The organism is Pseudomonas sp. JV414, assembly GCF_032424305.1.
Taxonomy (GTDB): Bacteria; Pseudomonadota; Gammaproteobacteria; order Pseudomonadales; family Pseudomonadaceae; genus Aquipseudomonas; species Aquipseudomonas lini.
The window spans coordinates 442,623-464,986 of the sequence record NZ_VYKC01000002.1 but is presented as its reverse complement, the minus strand read 5'-3'; the positions used below and the strand labels follow the sequence as shown (position 1 = coordinate 464,986).

Below are 22,364 nucleotides of genomic sequence, written 5' to 3'. Positions count from 1 at the left end.
GAGTCTGGCCATGAGTGCCCATAGTGGTCGCCTGCCTATGATCGGGCTACTTGCCCTGTCCACTACAGCGTTTCTCACCATTCTGACCGAGACGATGCCGGCAGCGGTTCTGCCTGCGATGTCGGAGAGCCTTGAACAGCCCCCCGCTGGTATCGGTTTATTGGTTTCCATCTATGCATTGGCCTCCGCTGCAGCCGCAATCCCCATTGTGGCGCTCACTCGAAGTCTGCCTCGCAAATCGTTGTACATCATGCTCGTGCTGAGCTTTGCAGTGGCTAACGGTATTACCGCCATCTCGACGTCTTATGCGCTGACGGTCGCGTCACGGGTGGTGGCTGGCCTGGCCGCAGGAGTTGTCTGGCCGGTCATCTGTGGTTATGCCATCCGCTTGGTCGATCGCAAAGACATGGGACGGGCTGTCGCGATTACCCTGGCGGGGAGTACCGTGGCCATGGTCGCCGGTTTGCCCCTGGGTAGCATGCTGGGCTCATTGCTTGGATGGCGTTTCAGCTATGGATTGCTTTCGCTGCTCGCGCTGCTTGTCATCGTTTGGGTTTTGCTGGTCGTGCCGCCCATGCCGGGAGAGGAGCGCAAGGACGGCACTTCGATTCATGACGTCATTCGCACCCCGGGGTTGAGAGTGATCTTGCTGTCGGCTTTTTGCGCGATCCTGGCTCATTACACGCTGTACACCTATATGGCGCCGCTCGCGGAAAAAACCAGGCTGTCAGGCGGGACCGCTCAGGGCCTGTTTCTGTTCGGTACGGGCGCCATCCTGGGCGTACTGATCGCCGGACGTTTCGTCGATACGAGGCTGCGGCTTATAGCGACCACCGCGTTGACGTGCACAGCTGTGACGATGGTTGTTCTGATAGCGGCTCCGTATCAAATGATCGCTTCGGCTGCGATATTTGTGTGGGGGGCTTCGTTCGGCGGCATGCCTACTGTTTTCCAATCAGCGACGGGGCGGGTGGCAGAAGATAATGCGGAGCTGGCAACGGCGATATTGACGACCATCTACAACTTGGGGATTTTTGGCGGAGGTGCCGTAGGTGGTTTGCTCCTAAGCTACTTCGGGATAGTAAGTCTCTCGGGGTTTGCGCTGCTCATCGTTAGCGCTTCCCTCGTGGTGGTTATGGGAGGGAGGTGTCACGCCTTTCCACGGCAGTAAATTATTGCGGGATATATCTCCCTGGAAGAGCGCGCGGCGTAGATGCATTCCTCTCGACCGCGTTTCATGGCTGCCAAATGCTCAGTCGGCATTCACCGGATCGCGACCCGACGATGTTCAAGTGATGCCATTCTGTTTATCGCGATAGCTCTTAACTCGTTGTTTTCATAGGTGCCTTCTTGATTCGGCGACATCTGTCTTTGCAGGACGTGCCGCTCATGGCTTAGCTACCGTCGTTCAACGGGACTCGTGGTGGCGCAGTTCAAGCACGAGCACTGTTGAGAAAAGTTCATGAGCGTATCAACAAGGTGCCGTATAGCCAGCGGTCGATGCCGGGGCTAGGTTTGTCTCGCTGCTGCAGCAGAAATGCTTTCGTTGGATGCGAGACTTGAACGCGCGCACCACAGGCATTGCACGCAGTCGTAATTTAATTTTATTACCCAAGCAAAGCAGGGCCGGATATGAATATCGCCGCAGTTAATACCTTGGAGATTCGAGTGATCGAAGAGGTTGACCAACACTTTGAACAGCGTTTAAAGGCGTACGCGGAGACTTTTGAAAAAGTACACGGATGCCTGGGCTATAGCGTGATTCGCAGCTCCCGCGATCCTGGTTTGTGGGTCTTCAGTGGCTACTGGAGCGCGGCATCGATGATGACTGAGCACTTTGAGAGTGAGTCGATGACGGCGTTGGTCAATCATTTGGTAACGTCATGTTCCAACCTGACGTTTGCCAGTTTCACGCCCCAAATCGGAAGGGGACCGCACGATGAAGCTTGATGAAGCGCTATTTACGGCGATCGATCTCAATGCCTTGTTCATTCTCTTGGTGGTCTATCGCGAGCGAGGCGTGACGCGGGCAGCCGAACGACTGAACGTAAAGCAGCCAGCGGTGAGCAATACGCTGGCGAAACTGCGCGTCCACTTTAAAGACCCCTTGTTTATCCGACGTTCGAAGGAGCTGGTGCCCACGGCCAAGGCCAACGAAATCGTGCGGGGGTTGGCGCCGGCATTGATGAGGATCCAGGACGTTATACGCCCCTCTGGAGGATGATCGGCAGTACCGTCCCTTCTTTTTTTGAGTACCCATTTCAAGCAGGAGCTTATCGATGAGAATAACGTTTGCCGTGTCAGTGCTTAGCGCAACCTTAATGATTTCAAGTTCGTTGCACGCTGCCGATGAGCCTGAGAACACGATGCAAATTGCCAGAAACGGGGAGCAACCTTCTGTCCTGGGCTCCTCCAGCAATTTCGTCGGCACCGTCAGGGTTGATCCATTATTTGCAGCGCGACCGCCATCAAGGGTTACGGCAGGTGCTGTAACCTTTCAACCAGGGGCCCGATCAGCTTGGCACACTCATCCTGCGGGCCAGAATCTGATTGTCACGGCCGGCGTTGGATGGATCCAGCAAGAAGGGGGGGAGAAAATCGTCATCAGGCCTGGCGATGTGATTTGGACACCTCCGGGTGTAAAGCATTGGCATGGGGCCACGAACTCCACCGGCTTGACGCATTTGGCAATTCAAGAGGTACAGGACGGGAAAAATGTCGAGTGGCTGGAACCGGTTACTGATGAGCAGTACGGGCACTTGCAATGAAGCCCTCCAGGCATCTGCGGTTCCACGCGGTCTAGTTTGAAACTGGGATGGAAAAGTCGACAACTAGGTTTGCATTATTCTGTTACATTGATGCTTGGCGCAGTGGGTCGCCGGTATCTTTTTTGTTATTGATTGAAGGGCAGGTCGATGAGCCTCCCGGACTCCGTGGGCGGTCCCTGAGCTGCCGCTAATAAAATCGTCAGTGCACCAGTCCTCGGTCTCAGGCGATTCGATCTCTATTAATTACTTTTATGCATGGTTCCATTCAATTGGATGTGGTGTTTTTCGGGCAGCGCCTCGAATACATTGACGTCGACGAATTGATCCTTTGTGGGCTTAGACGTAATGCCATGAAGGGAAGTGCCCGGCATAAAAGCCGAATGCCTCGTTCAGCGTAGCTGGCCAACTGGATTGGACTCTACTGGCGTTCATCGAGCCTGGGTCAGGCCGCGGTCGTTCTGGATGTCCACACATCGGTTCTTAATTAGGAACAACACCATGAAGAAATTATTTTTAACGCTGGCCCTGCTGGCGAGTTCGTTTACTGCAATGGCAGCCGATATGTCCAACGGCGCGAACAACTTTTTCAAGAGTGATAAGGTGACTGAGCAGAAGGTATCCTTCAATAATCAGTACCGCATGAAAGTCGTTGGGAATCTGTATGTGCCGAAGAATTTGAATAAGGCCAACAAAAGCCCTGCGATTATCATTGGCCACCCGATGGGTGCGGTCAAAGAGCAAAGCTCAAACCTTTACGCCCAGAAGCTCGCTGAACAAGGCTTTGTAACCCTTGCGATAGACCAATCATTCTGGGGCGAAAGCGAGGGGCAACCCCGTAATGCCGTGGCGCCGGATATTTACTCCGAGGCGTTCAGCGCGGCGGTCGATTATCTGGGCACCCAATCGTTCATTGATCGTAACCGTATCGGTGTACTGGGCATCTGTGGCAGCGGCAGCTTCGTCATCAGTGCAGCAAAAATCGACCCACGGATGAGGGCGATTGCAACCGTCAGCATGTATGACATGGGAGCGGCCAATCGCGATGCCCTCAAGCATTCGCAGACCCTTGAACAGCGCAAGCAGATCATCGCAGAGGCGGCTGAACAGCGTTATGCAGAGTTCACTGGTGGTGAGACCAAGTACACCAGCGGGACGGTACACAAACTGGACGCTAACACCCATCCGATCCAGCGTGAGTTCTACGATTTCTATCGCACCCCACGCGGTGAGTTCACCCCAGCCGGGTCGTCGCCTGACGTGACGACGCATCCAACGCTGACCAGCAACGTGAAGTTCATGAACTTCTATCCGTTCAACGATATTGCGTCGATTTCGCCTCGTCCTATGCTGTTCATCGCAGGTTCTGAAGCACACTCGCTGGAATTCAGCCAAGAGGCTTTCAAGCTGGCGGGTGAGCCTAAGGAATTGGTCATCGTGCCAGGCGCAGGCCACGTGGACTTGTATGATCGGGTGAATCTCATTCCGTTCGACAAGCTGACTTCTTTCTTCCGGACCAACCTGAAGTAACCCATCTTTGAAGCCGCAACTGCCCGGTTTGTACAGGATGTTGTGGCTTCAAGTCTGAACGTAGGTCGTAGTGCGCATCGCTTGACTTGCCCTTGGTGGAACGTTCATCCCTTGAGTCTTCATGGCTCTTTCAGGCCCTGCACGCTGTGCAGGGCCTTTTTTTATCCGTCATGACTCGTGTCGCAAGGCGGCGATCAATAAGGTCATAGCCCCTGAGGGTTGCCTACGGCTTGGGTAATAGAGATGAAGTCCTGTCCACAGGGGGCACCAGTCCTTCAGTACCGGAATCAGGTGGCCGGCCTTGACGTAGGGCTCGGCGATGTCTTCAGGTACATAGGCGATACCCAAACCGGCAATGGCTGCGTCAAGGCAATCATAAATGCTGTTGTAAATCAGCTGACCGTCAACCCGAATGTTAAGCTGTCGACCATCCTCCCCGAACTCCCAAGGCCACAATCCACCATGGGTGGGAAGACGCAGATTGATGCAATTGTGCTGCATCAGGTCTTCGGGTGTCTCTGGTTTTGGTCGACTGGCGAAGTAGCGCCTGGTCGCTACTGCGGTAAATCGCATGTCGGGACCGATGCGTACGGCGATCATGTCTTGGGCCACCGCTTCACCCAATCGAACGCCGGCATCGAAACGATCCGCAGCGATGTCGATGAGTCCATTGTCTGCGAACAGCTCGACTTTTATCCCAGGGTATTTCGGTAGGAATTTCTTTAGCTTTGGCGAGATGATCGATCGGATGGCGTGATCCGATGCGGTGATGCGTACGGTCCCGGTTGGGCTCTCGCCCAGTTCTGACAATGCCAGTAATTCAGCGTCTATCTCTTCGAAACGGGGACCGACCGTTGCCAGTAGCCTTTCACCGGCTTCCGTTGGCGAGACTGAGCGGGAGTTGCGCGCAAGCAAGCGCGTGCCCAGATTTCGCTCCAGTGAGCTGACGGCATGGCTGACCGCCGATTGAGACAGGCCAAGATGCGCCGCTGCTCGAGTAAAACTCTTTTCGCGGGCGACGGCAATAAAGGCCATCAATCCACCAAAGGATTGCTTAAGGATGTCGTCTTGCATGGCTTGAATGATCTTCGTGAGTGCGCATGAACAATAACATTCTGGTGCATTGTTCGCAGAGCTTACAGCGCGCAGGCCTTGCTATGCGCTGAGATGGTCGTGGCGAGGCGGCAGGGCTATTCCCGATCGTCGATGTGGTCGATCTGTTTGAAGCGTTCAATCAAGAAGTCGATCAGGTGCCGGACTCGTGCCGAGAGTTGCAGTTGCTGTGGATAGACTGCATAGACGTCCGCGTGGGTGGGCATATGGTTTTCCAGTACGAGGCGCAGTCGTCCGCTACGCACATAACGAGCTATATCCCATTCCGCTCTGAGCAATAACCCATAACCTTCCAGGGCCCAGTTCAAGGCAACCTCGCCGTCATTGCAGCACAGGGCGCCGTGTACCTTTATATTTTCCGTGCGTTCGCCGTTAGCGAATTTCCATACGCCGTAGGGCGATTCATTCTGACGAATAAAGATGCAGTTGTGGTGTTGCAGGTCCGTCAGTTTTTGCGGCGTTCCGTACTTTTCGAGATAGATAGGGGAGGCGCAAAGCAGGCGGCGGTTGGAGGCGATTTTACGCGCGTGGAAGGCAGCGTCTGGCAACGTACCGAAGCGAATGCCCAAATCGAAGCCGTGGGTAGCTAGGTCCAAAGGATGGTCGCTGATCTCTAGCTGAATCTCCACTTCCGGGTACAGGGCGTAGAAGGCGGCCAAGGCGGGTCCGATGTGGCGACGGCCGAAACCGAGCGATGCATTCACCCGTATCAGGCCCTTGGGCGTAGCGCGACGGCTGCTGACGAGCTGTTCTACCTCGTCGATCTGGGTCAGGATGCGGGCGATGTGGGTGTAATACAGTTCACCTTCTGCGGTAAGGCTCATCGAGCGGGTAGTTCGATTAACCAGCCTCACCCCTAACCTTTTCTCCAGCGCGGAAAGTCTTTTACTAATTGCGGGAGGGGTAACGCCAAGCTCTCTGGCGGTTGCGACAAGGCTGCCTTGTTTGGCTAGCAAGTGAAAAAAAGCCAAGTCTTGAGCATTGTTCATGCTTGATTCCAAAGTGTTTTCTGATAAAGAACGGCCGCCACGTTGCCAGGTCGCGGCCGATCTACCAGGTCACTTGATGAAGCGAACCTGAGCGTTGATTTTATCGATGATTGCACCTTTGCGTTCGTTAAATCGCGCTTTGTTTTGTTCGAAAAGGTTATTGCCTTTGGTGTCGATGGAGATGATCAGCGGACCGAACTCCCGGACCCGGTTAACCCAAAGGGTTTCCGGCATTCCAAGATCCTGCCATTCAGCGCGTTCGATCTCCTCCACCTTGGTGGCCGCAAGGACCGCACAACCGCCAGGGAATACGGCATGTACGGCCTTGTTCTCCAGGCAGCCTGCGGTGGTTTCGGGCCCCATGCCACCTTTGCCAATAATCATCTTGACGCCGGTTTCCTCGATGAACTGCTTTTCGAATTTCTCCATTCGCATGCTGGTAGTTGGGCCAATGGACACCATCTCAAAGCTGCCATCATCTTTTTTACGCACAATGGGGCCCGCATGGAAGATTGCCCCGCCGCGCAAATCTACCGGTAGTTCACGTTTGAGCTCGATGAGGCGTCGGTGAGCCACGTCGCGGCAGGTGACCAATTGCCCAGTCAGGTAAACCACGTCGCCGACATTGAGCTCTGCGAGATCTTCGTCCTTGATAGGTGTGTTGAGGACTTTAATCACAGGACTACTCCTTCATGGGAGAGGATGTCGTAGGACAGGTCGGCATTGATGCGGATTTTGCCGCGGCGATGTGCCCAGCAACCGGTGGAGACGGCAACGCCGATGGTCGATGGATGGCGCGCTGAAGACTCGATGTTCACACCCATCACACTGCTGTTGCCGGTCAGGCCCTGTGGGCCGATGCCGACCTCATTGAGGCCTTCCTCAAGAAGCCGTTCCATCAAGGCTGCATTTTCGTTGGGATGGCTGGAGTCGACTGGTCGCAGGATGGCCCGCTTGGATAAACGGGCGGCTGTCTCTACGGAGGTGGACACGCCGACGCCCACCAGCAACGGCGGACAAGCGTTCACGCCGCGGGAGGTAATGACGTCGAAAACAAATTCCGTTACGCCCTCGTAGCCTTGACCAGGCATCAAAACCTTAGCGGAGCCCGGTAGTGTGCAACCGCCGCCAGCCATGTAAACATCGATCATTGCGTAATCGGCGTCCGGGATAATCTCCCAGTCAAGCCACGGAATTTTGGAGCCCGTGTTGGTCCCTGTGTTCTTTTCGACGAAGGTCTCTACGGCGTTATGACGTAGCGGGCCTTTGATGGTTGCTTCCAGAGTTGCATTTTCCAGAATGTTTTCAAGTTCCCCCAATAGCGGGAACTTAGCACCTGCTGCGATGAAGTACTGAATCACGCCGGTGTCCTGGCAGCTCGGTCTGTCGAGCTTGTCAGCATAGTCCTGGTTTTCCGCCATGGAGTCGTAGACGGCGATGGCCAGCGGATTGGTTTCCGCTGCGCGCAGTTGGGCGGTCTTCTTTTTTACGTCGGTCGGCAAGCGCTTACCAATATAGGCAGTAAACTTGGCCATGACGTCAGTCAACGATTCAACGGCTGCTTCTTTATCCACTTCTATTTTCCTCATCGCATCACTAGGCTTATTGGTTTGTATGGCTGGTGGGCCTGTTGAAGAATTTCTAATTATCGTCGGCTGCCTAATCGAGAGTTAAACCAGCGCGTTGTGCTGGTTTAACTCTTTCATCTGGGTTCAGATTTGGATTACAAGCTGGTCTCAAACTTCAAACCTGCGACCCACGCGTCCTTGACTTCACTGACACCGCCGGGGTTACCAACAAACTGGATGTTGGGGCGCACGGTCAGCCATTTGGTGACGCCGAACCCGTAGTAGATTTCCATGTTGGTTTCCGAACCTTGCGTCGGCGTGTAGCGAGGATCGTCATAGTCGCTGACGCCCGCCAGGTCGTTCATTTGTTGCTGGTTATCCTTGTAACGTTCATTTACATGGATATTGGAGATGGCGACGCCGATCTCGTCATTTGGACGGGATTTGAACGGCGCGGTATAGAAGACGCCTGCTTGCACAGAGCGATCAATCATACTGGCGGCTTTGTCATGCACTGTGGCATAGGCAAACACCGACACCCCGCGAGCGGCGAAGTCTGGGTCTTTCCAGACTTGCTGTTGCGCAGCAATCCATGCGCCGTGTTTGCTATCGCGGGATTTGGGCGCGCCATTTTCTTCAGTGTTGACGTCGTTTGCGTTACGGCTGCTGTAATAGGCCCCCACGCGGTATTCCCCTGGCAGCCGCCCGGCCCCCAGCGACGTGGTATGGACCAGCTCGATGGGTATCAGGGCTCCTTCGTTGCCGCTACTGTTGAGTTTGAAACCGTTGCCTATTTCCAGATAGGACGGGTTTTGCTCGTATGCACCAATTTGCGCATAAGTGTTATCGCTCAATGCAACCTTGACCCGGCCCGCCCATTGAGTGATTGGCCAGTTGTAAATGATATCGCCGGCCCAGTTACCCGGCTGCGCGCCGCAGAACGCCAAGTTCTGGAACTTGCAGGGAAAGCTGCCGAAGTCCTCGCCAAAGTTCATGCGGCCCAGTTTGATATCCAGCCCGCCGTCAAAGAATTTCTGACGATACCAGAGTTGCGTGAGGCGCCAGGTCTGGCCGCGTCCGTATACCTCTTGAACCTGACTGATGCCGCCTACCCGAGGATCGGTGATGACATCATTGGTGAGATTGCGCCCGTTACGATCCGATATCGTGAATTGAAAATCAGCGCCTTCCCAACCGAGTATTTTCTCAAGGTCAAAATTGCTCATCAGTGCAAGTTGGTCGGTATACCGCGCCGTGGTGTGCGAGTCGTAGCCACCGGCCAGATTCGTCGCGGCGTCGCCCGTGTAGAGCACGTTAAAGGTATAACCCTTTTCCAGTAATTCTGAGCGTAGGCCGCCCCAGTCTCCCAACATCCAGGGGGACTCGGGATTGAAGGCTTCTTGCGCCTGACTGCTGGTCGCTCCGCAAAGCAGCAGCAGTGCCATTGATATCTTGTTCCGGGTAATGCGGTTCGAGTGGGTAATCATCTTGATCTCTGCTTTTGTTTTTGTTGGTCAGATAATTGAGCGCACCCCGCTGTCGACCGAATACTGAGTATCGGCCTAAGGGTGTTGTGCAATGGCATTGAGTGGTACGACGCGTCTAGTGTTTTTCGGCGATAGCGACCTCTAGGGTTATTAATTGGATATTTGGGGGGCGAAACGCTTAGCTAAGCGGGCTTGGGAAGACAGGCAGAAGATTTTAGAAGTGGCTTTGATGGGGCTGGGCGCAACAGCTCATAGGGGGCAAGAGAACGTGTGCTCATATTTACCTTGGCCATGGAGCGACTCTCCGATTCTGATTGTTATGGAGAAGATTCATTCGTGACTTCGTTATAAATACCTATGAACTTTCACGCTGTGCTGGCTAGCGTTATCGAAAATTCTCAGGTCGGCGTCCTACAGCCGAGTTCTGCTGGATTCGCGCTCATGGGCCCTTGATGGTCGGTCAAGAACGGAATTGATCAGTCAGCATTGGGCATGCGCCCAAGCAGCAATGCTTGCTTTGCTCGACATCAGGCTGTCACCTGCCATTCGCTTGCGTCGTTGTGGCAAATATGCACATGGTGGGATTTTTAGTCAACAGGCTGTTTTTTGTCTGGTTTCCGTTTTTAGCGAAGAGTCTGATGTTTTTACTGACCATATAGACAAATAAATCTCTTAAATTATTGAATTAGTTATATATTTTATAATATGTAAAATATCTGGCTGATGCCTAAAAGCTAATGCTTGTGCATTTATTTTTTTGAAAAAATCTTATTGTGGGATTTATTTGATGAAATTGAAGTATGAATTCATGAGCTGGACCACAGTGAGCTCGTCGTGGCGCGTCTAACCCAAGGCGCTCATTCGTTGGAGATGCGTTGTCAGCGCAGAGCGCAGCCTGGCATGCAGTGGCTGACACCTGGCCGAAACGGATTTTTCAATGATGCGCAAGAGTGCTAGATGTGCGGCAGCCATACGCTGCCGCCTCTTGGAGAAGGGAAGGGGAGGAGCAGAGCCGCGGACGCTGGCTTCTGCGCTGGAGATCGTTGCGGTGAGGCTCAAGCCTATAACGTTATCCGACGGTAACTGCCCAAGCGAATAATCAGTCGCGCCACAAAAGCTCCCGTCAGGATGACCGCAAACAGTCGTAGGGTCTGCATGGCCAATACCAGTCCTACATCGGAGTGCGTGTCCACCGCGATGATTGCCATCGTATCGAGCCCTCCTGGGCTCGTGGCCAGGTAAATCGAGAGGAAGTCCTTGTTCAACACTGCTGCCAACAGCCATGCGGACAATGCGCACAAAGCGATCATCAGGAGCGCTCCCAGTATCATTGCCGGCAATCGCCGCCAGACGTATTTGACGGTCATTCGATCAAAGCGCAAGCCAACGTAGCAACCAATAGCGCCGTAGGCGATAGCGAGTAACCAACTGGGCAGGGTGATATGCAACAGGCCACTGATCTGTAACGCTCCGCCCAACATTAGCGGCATCAGCAGCGCACCGGCCGGCAATCGATTTCCCAACGCCACACCGATTAGTAGAGTGACGATTGTGAGGCCCAGATGCAGCAGGCCGAAGCTTTGCAACGCGACGTCTGCAGCATGCACCTCGCTTCCTCCGACCGGTGCTTCCAGCAAGTTGCTCACCAACGCACCGATCATTACCACGCACACCACGCGCACATATTGCATAGTGGCGACTACTCGGGAATCGGCACCGTATTCGTCAGCCATCAAGACTATGGCAGAAGCTGCGCCTGGCGATGTACCCCAAGCTGCGGTACTGGCCGGGATGCCCATCCACACCAACGCAAGCCCCACCAGCGCGCTAAGGCTGACCGTCACCACGGTCGCAAACAGCATCATTGGCCAGGACTGTGCTATCGAAACGAGTACGGCGAGTGTCATCGAATGAGCGACAAGAATGCCGATGCAGCCCTGGCCAAGCTTGAAGGCGTAGCGGTGCAGTCGAATGCTCGCACCGCATACGCCGAACATGATGGCAACCAGCATAGGCCCCAGGAATTGGCCTGCGGGCACCTCTAGAAACCTCAGCAACTGACCGCCCGCTCCAGCCAACAGTGCAAGCGCCAACCATTGAAGCGGCGCGGGGTAGATATGCAGGGAAAATCTGGCAGAAGAAGACAAGAGTCGTACTCCAAAACGCTGGTCGCCGCGGGGGCGTGGCATCGCTATCGATGTGCTGATAATTATTGATACCTGGTTTGATAAAGTCTATTTTCTAATATCGATTGATTGATAACTTTGGTTGATGGATATGGATCTGCGTGATCTTGCCTATTTTGAAATCATCGCCGAGTTGGGGCACCTGGGCCGGGCTGCGCAAAAGCTCAACCGCAGTCAGCCTGCGCTGTCTAAAAGCATCCAGCGGCTTGAGGAGTCTCTAGGGACCCGGCTGTTCGAGCGCGATGGGCGGCGGATTAAGCTCACCCCAGTGGGAGAGTTGCTAAAAGTGCGTGGCAAACAGCTGCAGCAGAGCGTTGCCGAAACCCAGCGAGAAATACGTGATTTTGCAAACGGTGTGATGGGAAACATTCGCTTGGGCTGCGCTGCCTCCATGGCTGATCACCTGCTCCCACACCTGACCGCGACACTGCTTTCGCGTGCGCCGCAGATCACCTTGAACTTGGTGATCGGCCAAGACGATTTACTGCGCGAATCACTGTTCTCCGGGAGGCTGGATATGGTGATTTGCCCACAATACGAAGCGGATCCGCTATTGCAGTTTCATGCCTTGTTTGACGACGAGGCGGTGGTGGTCGCCAGCCGTCATCATCCATTATTCAGCGCCGGCTATGAGTTACGCGATTTGTGTCAGTACCAATGGGTGTTGCCGGCCTCCACTGTGCCGGCGCGGCGCTGGATAGACAATGCGTTCCAGTCCAGGGATCTGCCTTTACCTCAGGTACAGATCGAAACCACCTCAATCTCTTTGTTACCACGCCTGATTGGCGAAACCAACCTGCTGAGCTTTCTAGCCAGGGAGACCCTCGAAGACGTCAAGGGGGTCACGCACCTTCGTGAGGTGAGACTGAAGGAAACCACGATGAAACGTACTATCGTCGTGTTCGTCCGCGCGGGCGCCTATTTATCGCCGGCCGCACAAATGTTGCTGAGCGTCCTTAAAGACGATGGAACCATTTTATTGGGCTAGCGGATGCTCTTGGCAGCCGCTTGCATCGATCGGGCCTATCAAGCCGGCGAGGACTGGGTGAGCCGCTCACCGTTTCCAACCACCAGTGCTGCCAGGATGAGCAGTGCGCTGCCGCCGATTAGAGGGGCAGCCACCGACACATGATCCAATAGGCTCCCGCCGAACGCGCCGCCGATCATGATCGCCATCTGAATAGCTGCAACCATCAACCCACCGCCGGTTTCTGGCTCATCGCTCACTTCTTTGGCCAGCCAGGTCGACCAGCATACCGGGATGGCTGAGTACAGCATCCCCCAGCCAAACATCATGATGGCGGCGGCAGCGAAGATGTATCCGAGCTCGGCCAAAGCTACCGTCATGACAGCCAGGGCCACTGGCAACCAGCGCAACAGTTGAAAGAGAAACTGTTTTTCCAGCAGCCGACTGACGAGGTATGTACCTCCGAAACCGGCGATACCCAGGCTTAAGAGCAAAACCGACAGTTGGGTCGAGTCAACGCCAGTGACTTGTTCCAGAAATGGGCGCAAGTAGGTGAAGGCGGTAAACGTACCACCGAAAGTCAGCATGGCGGCCAGCAGACCGAACATTACATTTCTGCGTTTCAGTACGCCGAACAGCCTGGAAAGGGGAATGGTTTTTTCTGGCTGCATCTTGGGCAAGCTTTTGTATTGCCAGATCACGTTAATGATGACAATCGGCACCAGCGCAGCGAACACGAAGCGCCATCCCAAATGGCCTCCCACGTAAGCCCCAATCGGCGCGGCAAATGCAGCGGCCACCGAATGCCCCATGTAAATCATGCCTAAGGCTTTAGGCACCGAATCCTCGGGGACTATTCGCAGGACAGTGGCAGTGGATAAAGCCCAGAAGCCGCCGATGGCGACCCCCAAGAAGGCTCGGGCAATCATCAACCAAGTGAAGCCAGGCGCCAGAGCGATGACTACCAGCGAAACAAGCATCAGCACGGTCATTGAAATCAGGACATGACGTCTATCGAAGCGTCCGGCGATAGAGGCGATGCAGAGGCTTGCCACCACCGCAAAGAAACCGGAAATGGAAATCGCCTGTCCAGCCATCCCTTGAGAAGTATGAAGGTCGTTGGCGATTGGAGTCAGCAGACTCACGGGCATGAACTCTGCCGCGATCAACAGAGCGACGCAGAGTGTCAAAGACCCCACGGCGCTCCAGATCCGGCTATCGGCCTGGGCCGAAGTAAAAGTTGAGGTAGTCATCGTTGTTCCCATGAAATAGCCAATACACAACGCCCCCAAACGTTTGGGGCACTGCGCAAATGGACGAATGAATGCAAGGAAATTGAGAACGCCAGGGATTGACCCGGCGGGCGATGGGTCACTGCCTCATCGCGAATTGTTTGAGGTGGAATGATAGGGTGCTAAGGATGATCTGTAATGATCTGAAATCCGAAAGCACCTATGAATGCTGGCGAATAATTCAGCTGCGTAAAGGACGCATATTCAGCAATCAGTTCGGCTTCGATTTCCCTCTGTCGGGGTTCTACAGATTGAAGCAGACGTTCCCAGTCTCTGTGATGGAAACACTGCGGTTCGTTCGTGTGAGAAGGCGAACGCTAACCCAGGCTTCCTTCTCTGGATGCTACGACTGAGCGCCGACTGAGTTATTCCTGTGATTATCGCGTTGGGCATTTCGGGAGGTTGTTCAAGACACTTCCAGGATTGGGAGCATCACTTGCACCTACCGGAACCCAGTTAAGATTCTGATTCGTAACTCAAGGTTATGTATGTAGTGATTTTGAGTCGACTCTGCTTCTTTTTGCGCTCCATATAATTGGCTCACGACCCCGCCTGGCCAGTCCGGTATGGCGGGTTGCAAGAGCCAAAACAAGAGCGGAGATGAAAATGAGCGCGTACAAAATTGCTGCAGTTCCCGGTGATGGCATTGGTGTTGAAGTCATTGCAGCGGGCGTCGAGGTGCTCGAGGCACTGTCAAAAAAATCCGGTTTCGATTTGCAGTTCAAACACTTCGATTGGAATTCGGACAATTACCTGAAAAACGGTTACTACATCCCTGAGAACGGCCTTGAGGAACTGAAAACATTCGACGCCATCTTCTTTGGCGCTGTCGGTGCGCTTAATGTGCCTGACCACATTTCTCTCTGGGGCCTGCGCCTGCCGATTTGCCAGGGCTTTGACCAATACGCCAATGTGCGTCCAGCCCGTGTGTTGCCAGGGGTAAAAAGCCCGCTGATCAACGGCGACCAAATTGATTGGGTGGTGGTCCGGGAAAATTCCGAAGGCGAGTACTCCGGCAATGGCGGTCGTGTCCACCGTGGTCTGCCAGAAGAAGTGGCGACTGAAGTGTCTGTCTTCACGCGGGCCGGTGTTGAGCGTATCCATCGCTTTGCTTTTCAGTTGGCCCAGAGCCGTCCACGCAAGCACCTGACGATGGTCACCAAGTCGAATGCCCAACGCCACGGTATGGTGTTGTGGGACGAGATTTTTTACGAAGTGGCCAAGGATTTTCCGGACGTAAAAATCGACAAAGAGTTGGTCGATGCGGTGACGACTCGCATGGTTCTCAAACCTTCGACCTTGGACGTCATCGTGGCGACCAATCTGCACGCCGACATCCTGTCCGATCTGGCTGCGGCGTTGTCCGGTAGCCTGGGCATCGCTCCGACGGCTAACCTTAATCCTTCACGCAAGTTTCCATCGATGTTCGAGCCGATCCATGGCTCTGCCTTCGACATCACTGGCAAAGGCGTGGCCAACCCGATTGCAACGTTCTGGACGGCAGCGATGATGCTCGAACATCTGGGTGAAGTGGACGCCGCAAACCGCTTGATGTCGGCCATCGAAGCGGTGACTGAAAGCGGCCTGCATACACCTGATCTCGGTGGTAAAGCCACTACTCGGCAGATCACCGACGCGGTACTTGAACTGATCAATCGCTGATTTCACTACTGGTAAAACTGCAGCCGGAAGCCAAGGGCGGATCATCGATCCGCCCTTGGCTTATCCGCAGTTTGATTTATATGCTCCTCGCTCAAGTCTCCACTCGCGTCCCTCTTCAGACAAAACGCAAATGCGAAGTCAGCCCGTGGCATCGACGAGTTCTATATCGGCAAAAACCGCTGGGACGCGTTGATAAGCTCAGAGATATATGCGGCGGTTTCGGTTTCGGTTTCGGTTTCGGTTTCGGACGAAACGGGGCGGCGGCCAGGGGCGGTTTGGGGCGGGCGTCATTTGGGTTCTGGCGAACGTGACGCTGGGCCATGAATGGCGTCGCTGCCGAACCATAAGGCCCGGCAGCGAAATCTCAATGCGACGATGTGTGGGCTTCAGATTCCCGCAGTCTGACCACCGTCAATGACCATGGCATGGCCGGTGACGAAACCTGCCTGTTCGGAGCAGAGCCACAGGACGGTATTGGCAATTTCCTCGGGGCGACCCATACGACCAATCGGTTCCTGTGCAATCACGCGAGCGCGGCCTTGTTCGGTATCACCAGTGAAGCGAGAGATCATATCGGTATCGATAATTCCAGGGCACAGGGCATTCACTCGAATACCTTGGGAGGCATGTTCCAGAGCTGCGCATTTACTGATGGCGGTGACGCCGTACTTTGAAGCGCAGTAAGCCGATTGCCCTTGGATCGCCAATACTCCGGCCCCAGAGGAGGTGTTAACGATCGCACCGCCTCCATTCGTCAACATGATATCGATCTGGTGCTTCATGCACAGATAGACACTCTTCAGGTTGACCGCGAGCACGCGGTCCCAGAGGTCTTCGTCGATGTCTTTGAGCTTGTTCACGGGTTGCTCGATGCCGGCGTTATTGAAAGCGCAGTCGAGCCCTCCAAAAGTCGCCACGGTTTTATCCAGAGCCGCTTTGATACCCTTGCTGCTCGTCACATCGCAGGGGATGGTGAGGACCCGACCACCAAACGCTTCGATGAGTGCGGCGGTTTCTTGTAGACCTTTTTCTGAAATGTCTACAGCCGTAACGCTGGCACCGGCTTTGGCGAATGCGATGGCCGTGGCGCGGCCGATGCCGCTACCGGCGCCGGTAACAAATGCAACTTTGCCGGTATAGGTCCCTGCGGTAGATAGGGTCATGGTGCTGTCCTCTTGATTTGTTTTTTACTGAAGGGTTCGAGCAGAGATTGGGGCCAGTGCCTCGCCTTCTGTTACAGCGGCGGGGCTCCGGTCTCGGTCATAGGGTCACTTGGATTTGGCTTTGCTTCGGCTGTTGCCAACGGTGTATAGCGCGGCAGCACCAATGAGCACGATGCCCTCGATCAACCCCTGATAATTCGCCCCCAGATTCAAGATGTTGAAGCCGTTGGTGAGCGAGTAAAGCAGCAGTGCCCCAGCCAGGGTTTTAATAACACTGCCGGCGCCGCCAAACAGCGAAGTGCCGCCCAGAATTGCCGCCGCGATAACAGCCAATTCAGCACCACTCAGGGCTGCGGGGTTGATGGAGCGCAGGCGGCTCGCAAAAAGGATCCCGGCAAAGCCCGCCGCGGCGCTGCACAACACGAAGGCAACCAACTTGTAACGGACAACATTGATACCGGAGAGGCGGGCGGCTTCGGCATTGCCGCCGACGGCGTAAAGGCGACGGCCTACCATGGTGAAACTCAGCGTCACCCAAACGATGGTGGTGAAAATCGCCATGTAGATGACCGGTTTCGGCAGCATGATTTTGCCCCCGGCGCCCCAGCTCATTGCTAGCAGGCAGAGGCCGCCCAGAGCCATTCCGAGCATGGCTGGTGTCAAGGGTCTCGCCGCTTTTCGTGCCCGCACCGCTTGCAGGGTGCTGATGCCGAGCAGTACCGCACCCAGGAGGATTGCAACCACGCCAGCGTCCAGGCGACCCGACTCGAACGCTTTCATGGCTTCGATGACTTCGGGTTTTTGCACAGACAGAGATTGGCCGTCAGTGAAAATCAAAACCGCGCCGCGTAGCGCAGTCATGGTGCCGAGGGTAACAATAAAAGCATTGATACCCACGAATTGCACGATGGACCCGTTCAGCAAGCCGGCGCAAATGGCGACCGTCATCGAAAAGGCGCATGCGGGCCAGAAGCCCAGCTGATCGGCGAAACCGATAAGAATCGCGGCCGAAAGCGCCGCGACCGACGCGACTGACAAATCGAAATTACCGCTGATCAATATGACCGTCATGGCCACGGCCATAATGGCGATGAGTGAGGACTGATAGACGATATTGGTAATGTTCAAAACGCTGAGATAGTTGGATTTCCCCAGGTAAGTCGTGATACACGATAGGCCAACCAGCAATAGCAGCAATGCATAATAGACACCCATTTCACGCAGGCTGAAGAGGCGTCGCCAATCAACCTGACGATAGACAGGCGCGGGCGGTGGCGGTGTTACATTTTGACTGGCGAGCCGCACCGGTTCGATTTTTGGTTGAGTTGTTGTACTCATTGTTTTTATCTCTATAGCTAGATTGTCCATTGCTCAGTGACCTCTGCTTTCAGGAGTAACGCATTTACCGCCAGCGAGCAGGAGCAGTTCATGTTCCGATGTTTCATGGACGGGGCGCTCCGCGACACAGCATCCATCGCGCATGACGATGATGCGATCACTGACGGCGAGCAGTTCTTCAAACTCTGACGACACGACGATGATGGCTTTGCCTTCTGCGGCAAGCCGACGGATCAGGAAGATGATCTCGGTCTTTGCACCGATATCGATGCCGGCGGTTGGCTCGTCCAAAAGAAGCACCTTGACGTCGCTGAATAACCACTTCGCGATCGTCACCTTCTGGGCATTGCCGCCACTGAGTTCGCTGACGAGAATGTCAGGCGAACTGGCCTTGATGGAGAGTTGTTGGATGGCATCCCAGCCACGGTTCAGTTCACGTTGCTCGTTGGGAAGGCAATTGAATGCCGACACGGAATTCAAGGCGGGCAGGGAAGTGTTACGCCAGATCTCGAAATCCGGTACCAGGCCCTGCTTTATACGATCTTCCGGCACCAGGCCTATGCCTGCTTTCACGGAAGCCCCGGTGCTGCGCCCAATCTCCCGGCCATTGAGTATGACCTTGCCTGAGGCATGCGGGTCGGCGCCGAATGCTGCGTGCAGCAGTTCGCTTCGACCTGAGCCCAGAAGACCAGCTATCCCTATGACCTCGCCTGCTGCGAGTTTCAGCGATATCGGGTGCAGCTTGCCCGAGGAAGAGACGTTCTGCAGTTCCAGCACGGTTCGGGATGGATCGGCGCAACTGTTGCGTTGAGCGGTCGCACGCGCTTGTTTGGCAATGGGTTTGCCGACAATGGCTTCGGCTAAAAGATTTTCGTCCAGATCGCAGGTGTTGGCTCGCATGGCTGCGACCCCATCACGCAGGACCGTGACGCAGTCTGTCAGAGCTATGACTTCGTCCAGGAAGTGCGAGACGAAGAGAATCGCTTTGTTTTCTACTTTTGACAGGCGGCGGACAGTGTCATAGACAATTTCCCGCTCCTCTGTAGCCAGAGAGGCGGTTGGCTCGTCCATGACAATCAAGTCCGCACCCGTGGCAAAGGCTTGGTAAATCGCTGCCATCTGGCGCTGACCTATCGAGAGGTCGCACACCTTGCTATCGGCATCCAGTCTGTAGCCGACGCGCTGGCAGAGCTCATCAAAGCGCTCGCGCATCGAATTGGGATAGCGCCACGTGCCGTTCTTTCCGAGAAAGACGTTTTCGATCACGGAGAGGGTGGGCACGAGCGGTATATGTTGGTGGATGGTGGCTACGCCCATGTCGTTGGCCACCTTTGGACTCGCCCACGTCACTGGCTTGCCGCGCCAGACAATTTCACCGCTCGTGGGAGCATTCGCGCCGGACAGGATCTTTATCAGGGTCGACTTGCCAGCGCCGTTGGCGCCAAGCAATCCGTGAACCTTGCCCCTCGCAATGTCGAGATCGACGCCGCGCAGTGCGACAGTCCCGTTTGGGTATTCTTTCGCAACCCCTTGGAGCCGCATGAGAAGCGTTTCTTGATGAGTCATCTCGATAATCCGTTTTTGTTCTTTGTTATCGGCTTATATAAAGCGGCTTACCACTTGTCGGGGCAGGCGTTGAGCGTGTCTTTGGTCAGCAATGGCAGGTCGTAGGTCACGTACTTGCCTTTCGGTGTTTCCGGATGGGTCACAGACTCATAAAGAGACTTGAAGAGAAGTTCGCCGAGCAGCTTGGGACGCACACAGACCGATGCATTGATTTCGCCAGCCGCGATCCCGGTAGACCCGACCTTGGAACCGCCCCCTGTTGCGACCAGGGCGATTTCTGAACCTTGGGCAGCCAAGGCGCGTGCGCAACCAATGGCCATGTCCTCGGCCTGACTAAAGATGAGGTCGAGGTCTGGATGGGCAGTCAGCATGTTCTGGCAAACGCGCTCGCCCTGCTCAGGCGTCCAGTCGGTGGGCTGAGACGCAACAATTTCATATTTCGCGCCGGCTTTTTTCAGGCCCGTCTTGAAGCCCTCGGTGAGCTGCTTGACCACGGCGTAGCCAGGTACGCCTTCGACGACTGCGATTTTTGCGACACGGTCTTTAGGCAACAGCGTCGCTGCGTGCTCACCGGCCACTTCGCCAGCGCGGATGTCATCGGTGGTAACCAAGGCAACAAGTTGTTCGTAGGGCTTGTTGATCGCCCGTTCCTGAGGGTCACCTACCATCACGGCAACCGCAGCCACGGGAATGTCGTGGTCTACGATCTTGTCGACGAAAGATTGCGCCACCACCGAATCCAGGGGCAGAAAACCGATAGCGTCGACGCGCTGCGCGATCATGTCGTCGAGCGCATTGCCCTGCTTCTCGACGCTGCCTCGCGGGTCGATGATGACTGCTTTTACGCCGGCAGCTTTGGCTGCGGCTTCGAAGCCCTTAGCGGTCGCTACGTTGTAGGGATAGGCGAGGTTGCCTGGAACATAGCCGAAGGTCAGCTCGGCAGCGTTACTGACGGTGGCAGTCACTGCCAGGACGGCGGGGATCATGTGTTTGAAAAGCGCACGGATAGCGTGGTTTTGGCGCACGCTGAAATTCTTATTCGGCATTTATAGCTCCCTGAAACTTGTCGAAACGTTGTTGTTTTTGTGTTTTGCGTCAGGTCTTTCTTGGTTTTGCCTTGGTAAAGCACGCATTTCCAATCACGAAACTCAGAGGGCGAACCGCCGTGATGCGCACGACACATTCATCCGATCTGCAGGCGCTTTTGCGTGAATACCTGCCCTACCGGTTGGAGGGTGGATTTCTCGCTAGGCACATTCGAGTCAATTTTGCGTTGCTCAAAATCAACATATCCCTGATTGTGGGATTGCGCAACAGATTTTGATTCGATCATTTCCTGGTTCGGGTCTACCGTCTGGCGGGGCACAGCGCCGCGCCGAATCGCTGCACCATCGGAGCGCTCGCTATTTGTAAGAGGCGGTTGGCGTCGGGAGTCCTACAGTCATTCCCAACGATTAAGGTGCCAAGCCTTGGGAACAGGCAACCCAATCATGTTTTACGATCACACCGAAGCACGAGTGATGTGTGGCTTCAGGCGTCTCGCCGGGCCTTTGAGGACAATGATAATGAGCCGTCCACGATGCCGATAACCTACGCAGAACTCACCTGTTTGCCGGATTTACAGGCCAGCTTTGGATGTCTGTAAATTAATTAATCCCATTTATTGACACAATTTTTATTGTTCGATAGGGTTTGTGACAGCAGGTGGTTTTCATTGGGCTTCGCTCGGTGGTCTGCACAGATCGCATTCGCTCTACCGTTTTTCATCTAAAAATAAAAGAAAGGGCAGGCAGAACATGCAAGAGCTAAAGGCGCATCGCTTCGCTGATGATTTCGTCTTCCTTGAGGCTCCTCGGTGGTACGACGGTTGCCTGTGGGTGCCAGACGTCTTTGACTCGATTCTCTACCAAGTCGACGTGAGCGGGCGCCGGCTTGTGCTGAAAGACAATTTGCCACCGCGGCCTAATAGTCTCGGATTCCTGTCTGATGGAACTCCTCTTATCGTGTCATCCGTCGCTCGCCAGATATTGAAGCTGGTGGATGGAGAGTTGCTTGTACACGCTGACCTCTCGAAGTGGGCCACTGGTGATTTGAATGATTTCGCGGTGGCCGACAATGGCTGTCTCTATGTCGGCAATTTTGGCTATGACCTGTTCATGGGCGAAGAGAAGCGCGAAACCTCTCTCCATATCGTCGAGCTGGATGGCACCGTCAGCCACGGTAGCGATGGCGTCGAATTCCCCAATGGCGCGGTAATTCTTAATCATGGGCGAACGCTGGTGGTCGCAGAAACCTGGCGCGGCCGGCTGACGGCATTTGATCGTGCGCTGGATGGATCTTTGTCCAATCGCCGGCTATTTGCCGACATCGCAGGACGAGAGCCGGACGGTATGTGCGCCGATGCAGAAGGCGGTGTTTGGGTTTGCTCGTTCAATACAGGGGAAGTTTTGCGGGTCTTGGAGGGAGGGGAAATCACACATCGTTTGCATTTCCCAGGTAGCGCCGTTGCCTGCGAACTGGGCGGTGAGGACGGCCATACCCTCTTTATTACTACCTATGATGGCACGATCCCTGACCAGCAAGCGCGCAAGCGACTTGGGGCGCTTAACCAAGTGCAAGTCGACATTCCTCGTGCTGGATCCTGAACAACGAAGCCAGATCGGCTGCTGATAACAACGGTTTGCGGTTAGGGCATCCCATGGTTGAGCCCGGGCAGGCATCGCCTGTTCGTTGCTACC

19 protein-coding genes are annotated in these 22,364 nt (G+C 54.9%); 8 read left to right on the top strand and 11 right to left on the bottom strand.

Going from position 1 to position 22,364, the window contains the following annotated elements; genetic code table 11:
* The first annotated feature begins 10 nt into the window (after positions 1–10).
* From F6R97_RS03025 to F6R97_RS03005, 5 genes are all read left to right on the top strand, one after another.
* Positions 11–1,171, top strand: a complete 1,161-nt coding sequence (locus F6R97_RS03025) for an MFS transporter (protein WP_315866000.1) — start codon at positions 11–13, stop codon at positions 1,169–1,171.
* 461 nt (positions 1,172–1,632) lie between these two features.
* On the top strand, positions 1,633–1,950 hold the full coding sequence (locus tag F6R97_RS03020; protein WP_060743005.1) for an antibiotic biosynthesis monooxygenase family protein: 318 nt from the start codon (positions 1,633–1,635) through the stop codon (positions 1,948–1,950).
* On the top strand, positions 1,940–2,224 hold the full coding sequence (locus F6R97_RS03015; RefSeq protein WP_259194248.1) for a LysR family transcriptional regulator: 285 nt from the start codon (positions 1,940–1,942) through the stop codon (positions 2,222–2,224). Before F6R97_RS03020 ends, F6R97_RS03015 begins: the two co-directional genes overlap by 11 nt.
* Before the next feature lie 55 nt (positions 2,225–2,279).
* On the top strand, positions 2,280–2,768 hold the full coding sequence (locus F6R97_RS03010; RefSeq protein ID WP_304575825.1) for a cupin domain-containing protein: 489 nt from the start codon (positions 2,280–2,282) through the stop codon (positions 2,766–2,768).
* Positions 2,769–3,266: 498 nt separating this feature from the next.
* Entirely contained in the window at positions 3,267–4,295 is a 1,029-nt protein-coding gene (locus F6R97_RS03005; RefSeq protein WP_304575826.1) for an alpha/beta hydrolase, read from the top strand.
* 168 nt (positions 4,296–4,463) lie between these two features.
* Here F6R97_RS03005 and F6R97_RS03000 read toward each other — a convergent pair whose 3' ends face one another.
* The 6 genes from F6R97_RS03000 to F6R97_RS02975 all read right to left on the bottom strand — a co-directional run bounded on the left by F6R97_RS03000 (position 4,464) and on the right by F6R97_RS02975 (position 11,599).
* Positions 4,464–5,369, bottom strand: a complete 906-nt coding sequence (locus tag F6R97_RS03000) for a LysR family transcriptional regulator (RefSeq protein WP_095058161.1) — start codon at positions 5,367–5,369, stop codon at positions 4,464–4,466.
* 116 nt (positions 5,370–5,485) lie between these two features.
* A complete protein-coding gene (locus F6R97_RS02995) occupies positions 5,486–6,397 on the bottom strand; it encodes a LysR family transcriptional regulator (protein ID WP_095058162.1) in 912 nt (303 codons plus the stop codon).
* 69 nt (positions 6,398–6,466) lie between these two features.
* Positions 6,467–7,075, bottom strand: coding sequence for a L(+)-tartrate dehydratase subunit beta (gene ttdB, locus F6R97_RS02990; RefSeq protein WP_048392943.1), 609 nt, complete (start codon positions 7,073–7,075; stop codon positions 6,467–6,469).
* On the bottom strand, positions 7,072–7,971 hold the full coding sequence (gene ttdA, locus F6R97_RS02985) for a L(+)-tartrate dehydratase subunit alpha (RefSeq protein WP_172898744.1): 900 nt from the start codon (positions 7,969–7,971) through the stop codon (positions 7,072–7,074). The genes ttdB and ttdA overlap by 4 nt, the downstream gene beginning before the upstream one ends.
* Positions 7,972–8,120: 149 nt before the next feature.
* Entirely contained in the window at positions 8,121–9,452 is a 1,332-nt protein-coding gene (locus F6R97_RS02980) for a carbohydrate porin (RefSeq protein ID WP_095973882.1), read from the bottom strand.
* Positions 9,453–10,513: 1,061 nt separating this feature from the next.
* Positions 10,514–11,599 (bottom strand): AbrB family transcriptional regulator, encoded by a 1,086-nt coding sequence (locus F6R97_RS02975; protein WP_095973883.1) that lies wholly within the window; start codon positions 11,597–11,599, stop codon positions 10,514–10,516.
* Between the two features lie 130 nt (positions 11,600–11,729).
* Here F6R97_RS02975 and F6R97_RS02970 point away from each other — a divergent pair, with 130 nt between their 5' ends.
* A complete protein-coding gene (locus F6R97_RS02970) occupies positions 11,730–12,626 on the top strand; it encodes a LysR family transcriptional regulator (protein WP_304575827.1) in 897 nt (298 codons plus the stop codon).
* Positions 12,627–12,664: 38 nt separating this feature from the next.
* Here F6R97_RS02970 and F6R97_RS02965 read toward each other — a convergent pair whose 3' ends face one another.
* The gene (locus F6R97_RS02965; protein ID WP_304575828.1) at positions 12,665–13,858 is read right to left on the bottom strand and encodes an MFS transporter; all 1,194 of its coding nucleotides are present in this window, start codon (positions 13,856–13,858) and stop codon (positions 12,665–12,667) included.
* A gap of 645 nt (positions 13,859–14,503) precedes the next feature.
* Here F6R97_RS02965 and F6R97_RS02960 point away from each other — a divergent pair.
* Complete coding sequence (locus tag F6R97_RS02960) at positions 14,504–15,559, top strand: tartrate dehydrogenase (protein ID WP_048393611.1); 1,056 nt, start codon at positions 14,504–14,506, stop codon at positions 15,557–15,559.
* A gap of 386 nt (positions 15,560–15,945) precedes the next feature.
* Here the strand turns inward: F6R97_RS02960 and F6R97_RS02955 are convergent, their stop codons facing one another.
* The 4 genes from F6R97_RS02955 to F6R97_RS02940 form a co-directional block, all read right to left on the bottom strand.
* Positions 15,946–16,722, bottom strand: a complete 777-nt coding sequence (locus tag F6R97_RS02955; RefSeq protein WP_048392950.1) for a glucose 1-dehydrogenase — start codon at positions 16,720–16,722, stop codon at positions 15,946–15,948.
* Between the two features lie 105 nt (positions 16,723–16,827).
* Positions 16,828–18,090: an ABC transporter permease gene (locus tag F6R97_RS02950; protein ID WP_218232077.1), complete on the bottom strand. Its 1,263-nt coding sequence runs from the start codon at positions 18,088–18,090 to the stop codon at positions 16,828–16,830.
* A gap of 3 nt (positions 18,091–18,093) precedes the next feature.
* A complete protein-coding gene (locus F6R97_RS02945; RefSeq protein ID WP_048392955.1) occupies positions 18,094–19,626 on the bottom strand; it encodes a sugar ABC transporter ATP-binding protein in 1,533 nt (510 codons plus the stop codon).
* Between the two features lie 47 nt (positions 19,627–19,673).
* A complete protein-coding gene (locus F6R97_RS02940) occupies positions 19,674–20,672 on the bottom strand; it encodes a sugar ABC transporter substrate-binding protein (protein WP_082157790.1) in 999 nt (332 codons plus the stop codon).
* Between the two features lie 750 nt (positions 20,673–21,422).
* On the opposite strand from F6R97_RS02940, the gene F6R97_RS02935 reads away from it, so the two are divergent.
* Positions 21,423–22,271 carry an SMP-30/gluconolactonase/LRE family protein gene (locus F6R97_RS02935; protein WP_048392957.1) on the top strand — a complete coding sequence of 283 codons (849 nt, stop codon included), beginning with the start codon at positions 21,423–21,425 and terminating at the stop codon, positions 22,269–22,271.
* Positions 22,272–22,364: the final 93 nt, after the last annotated feature.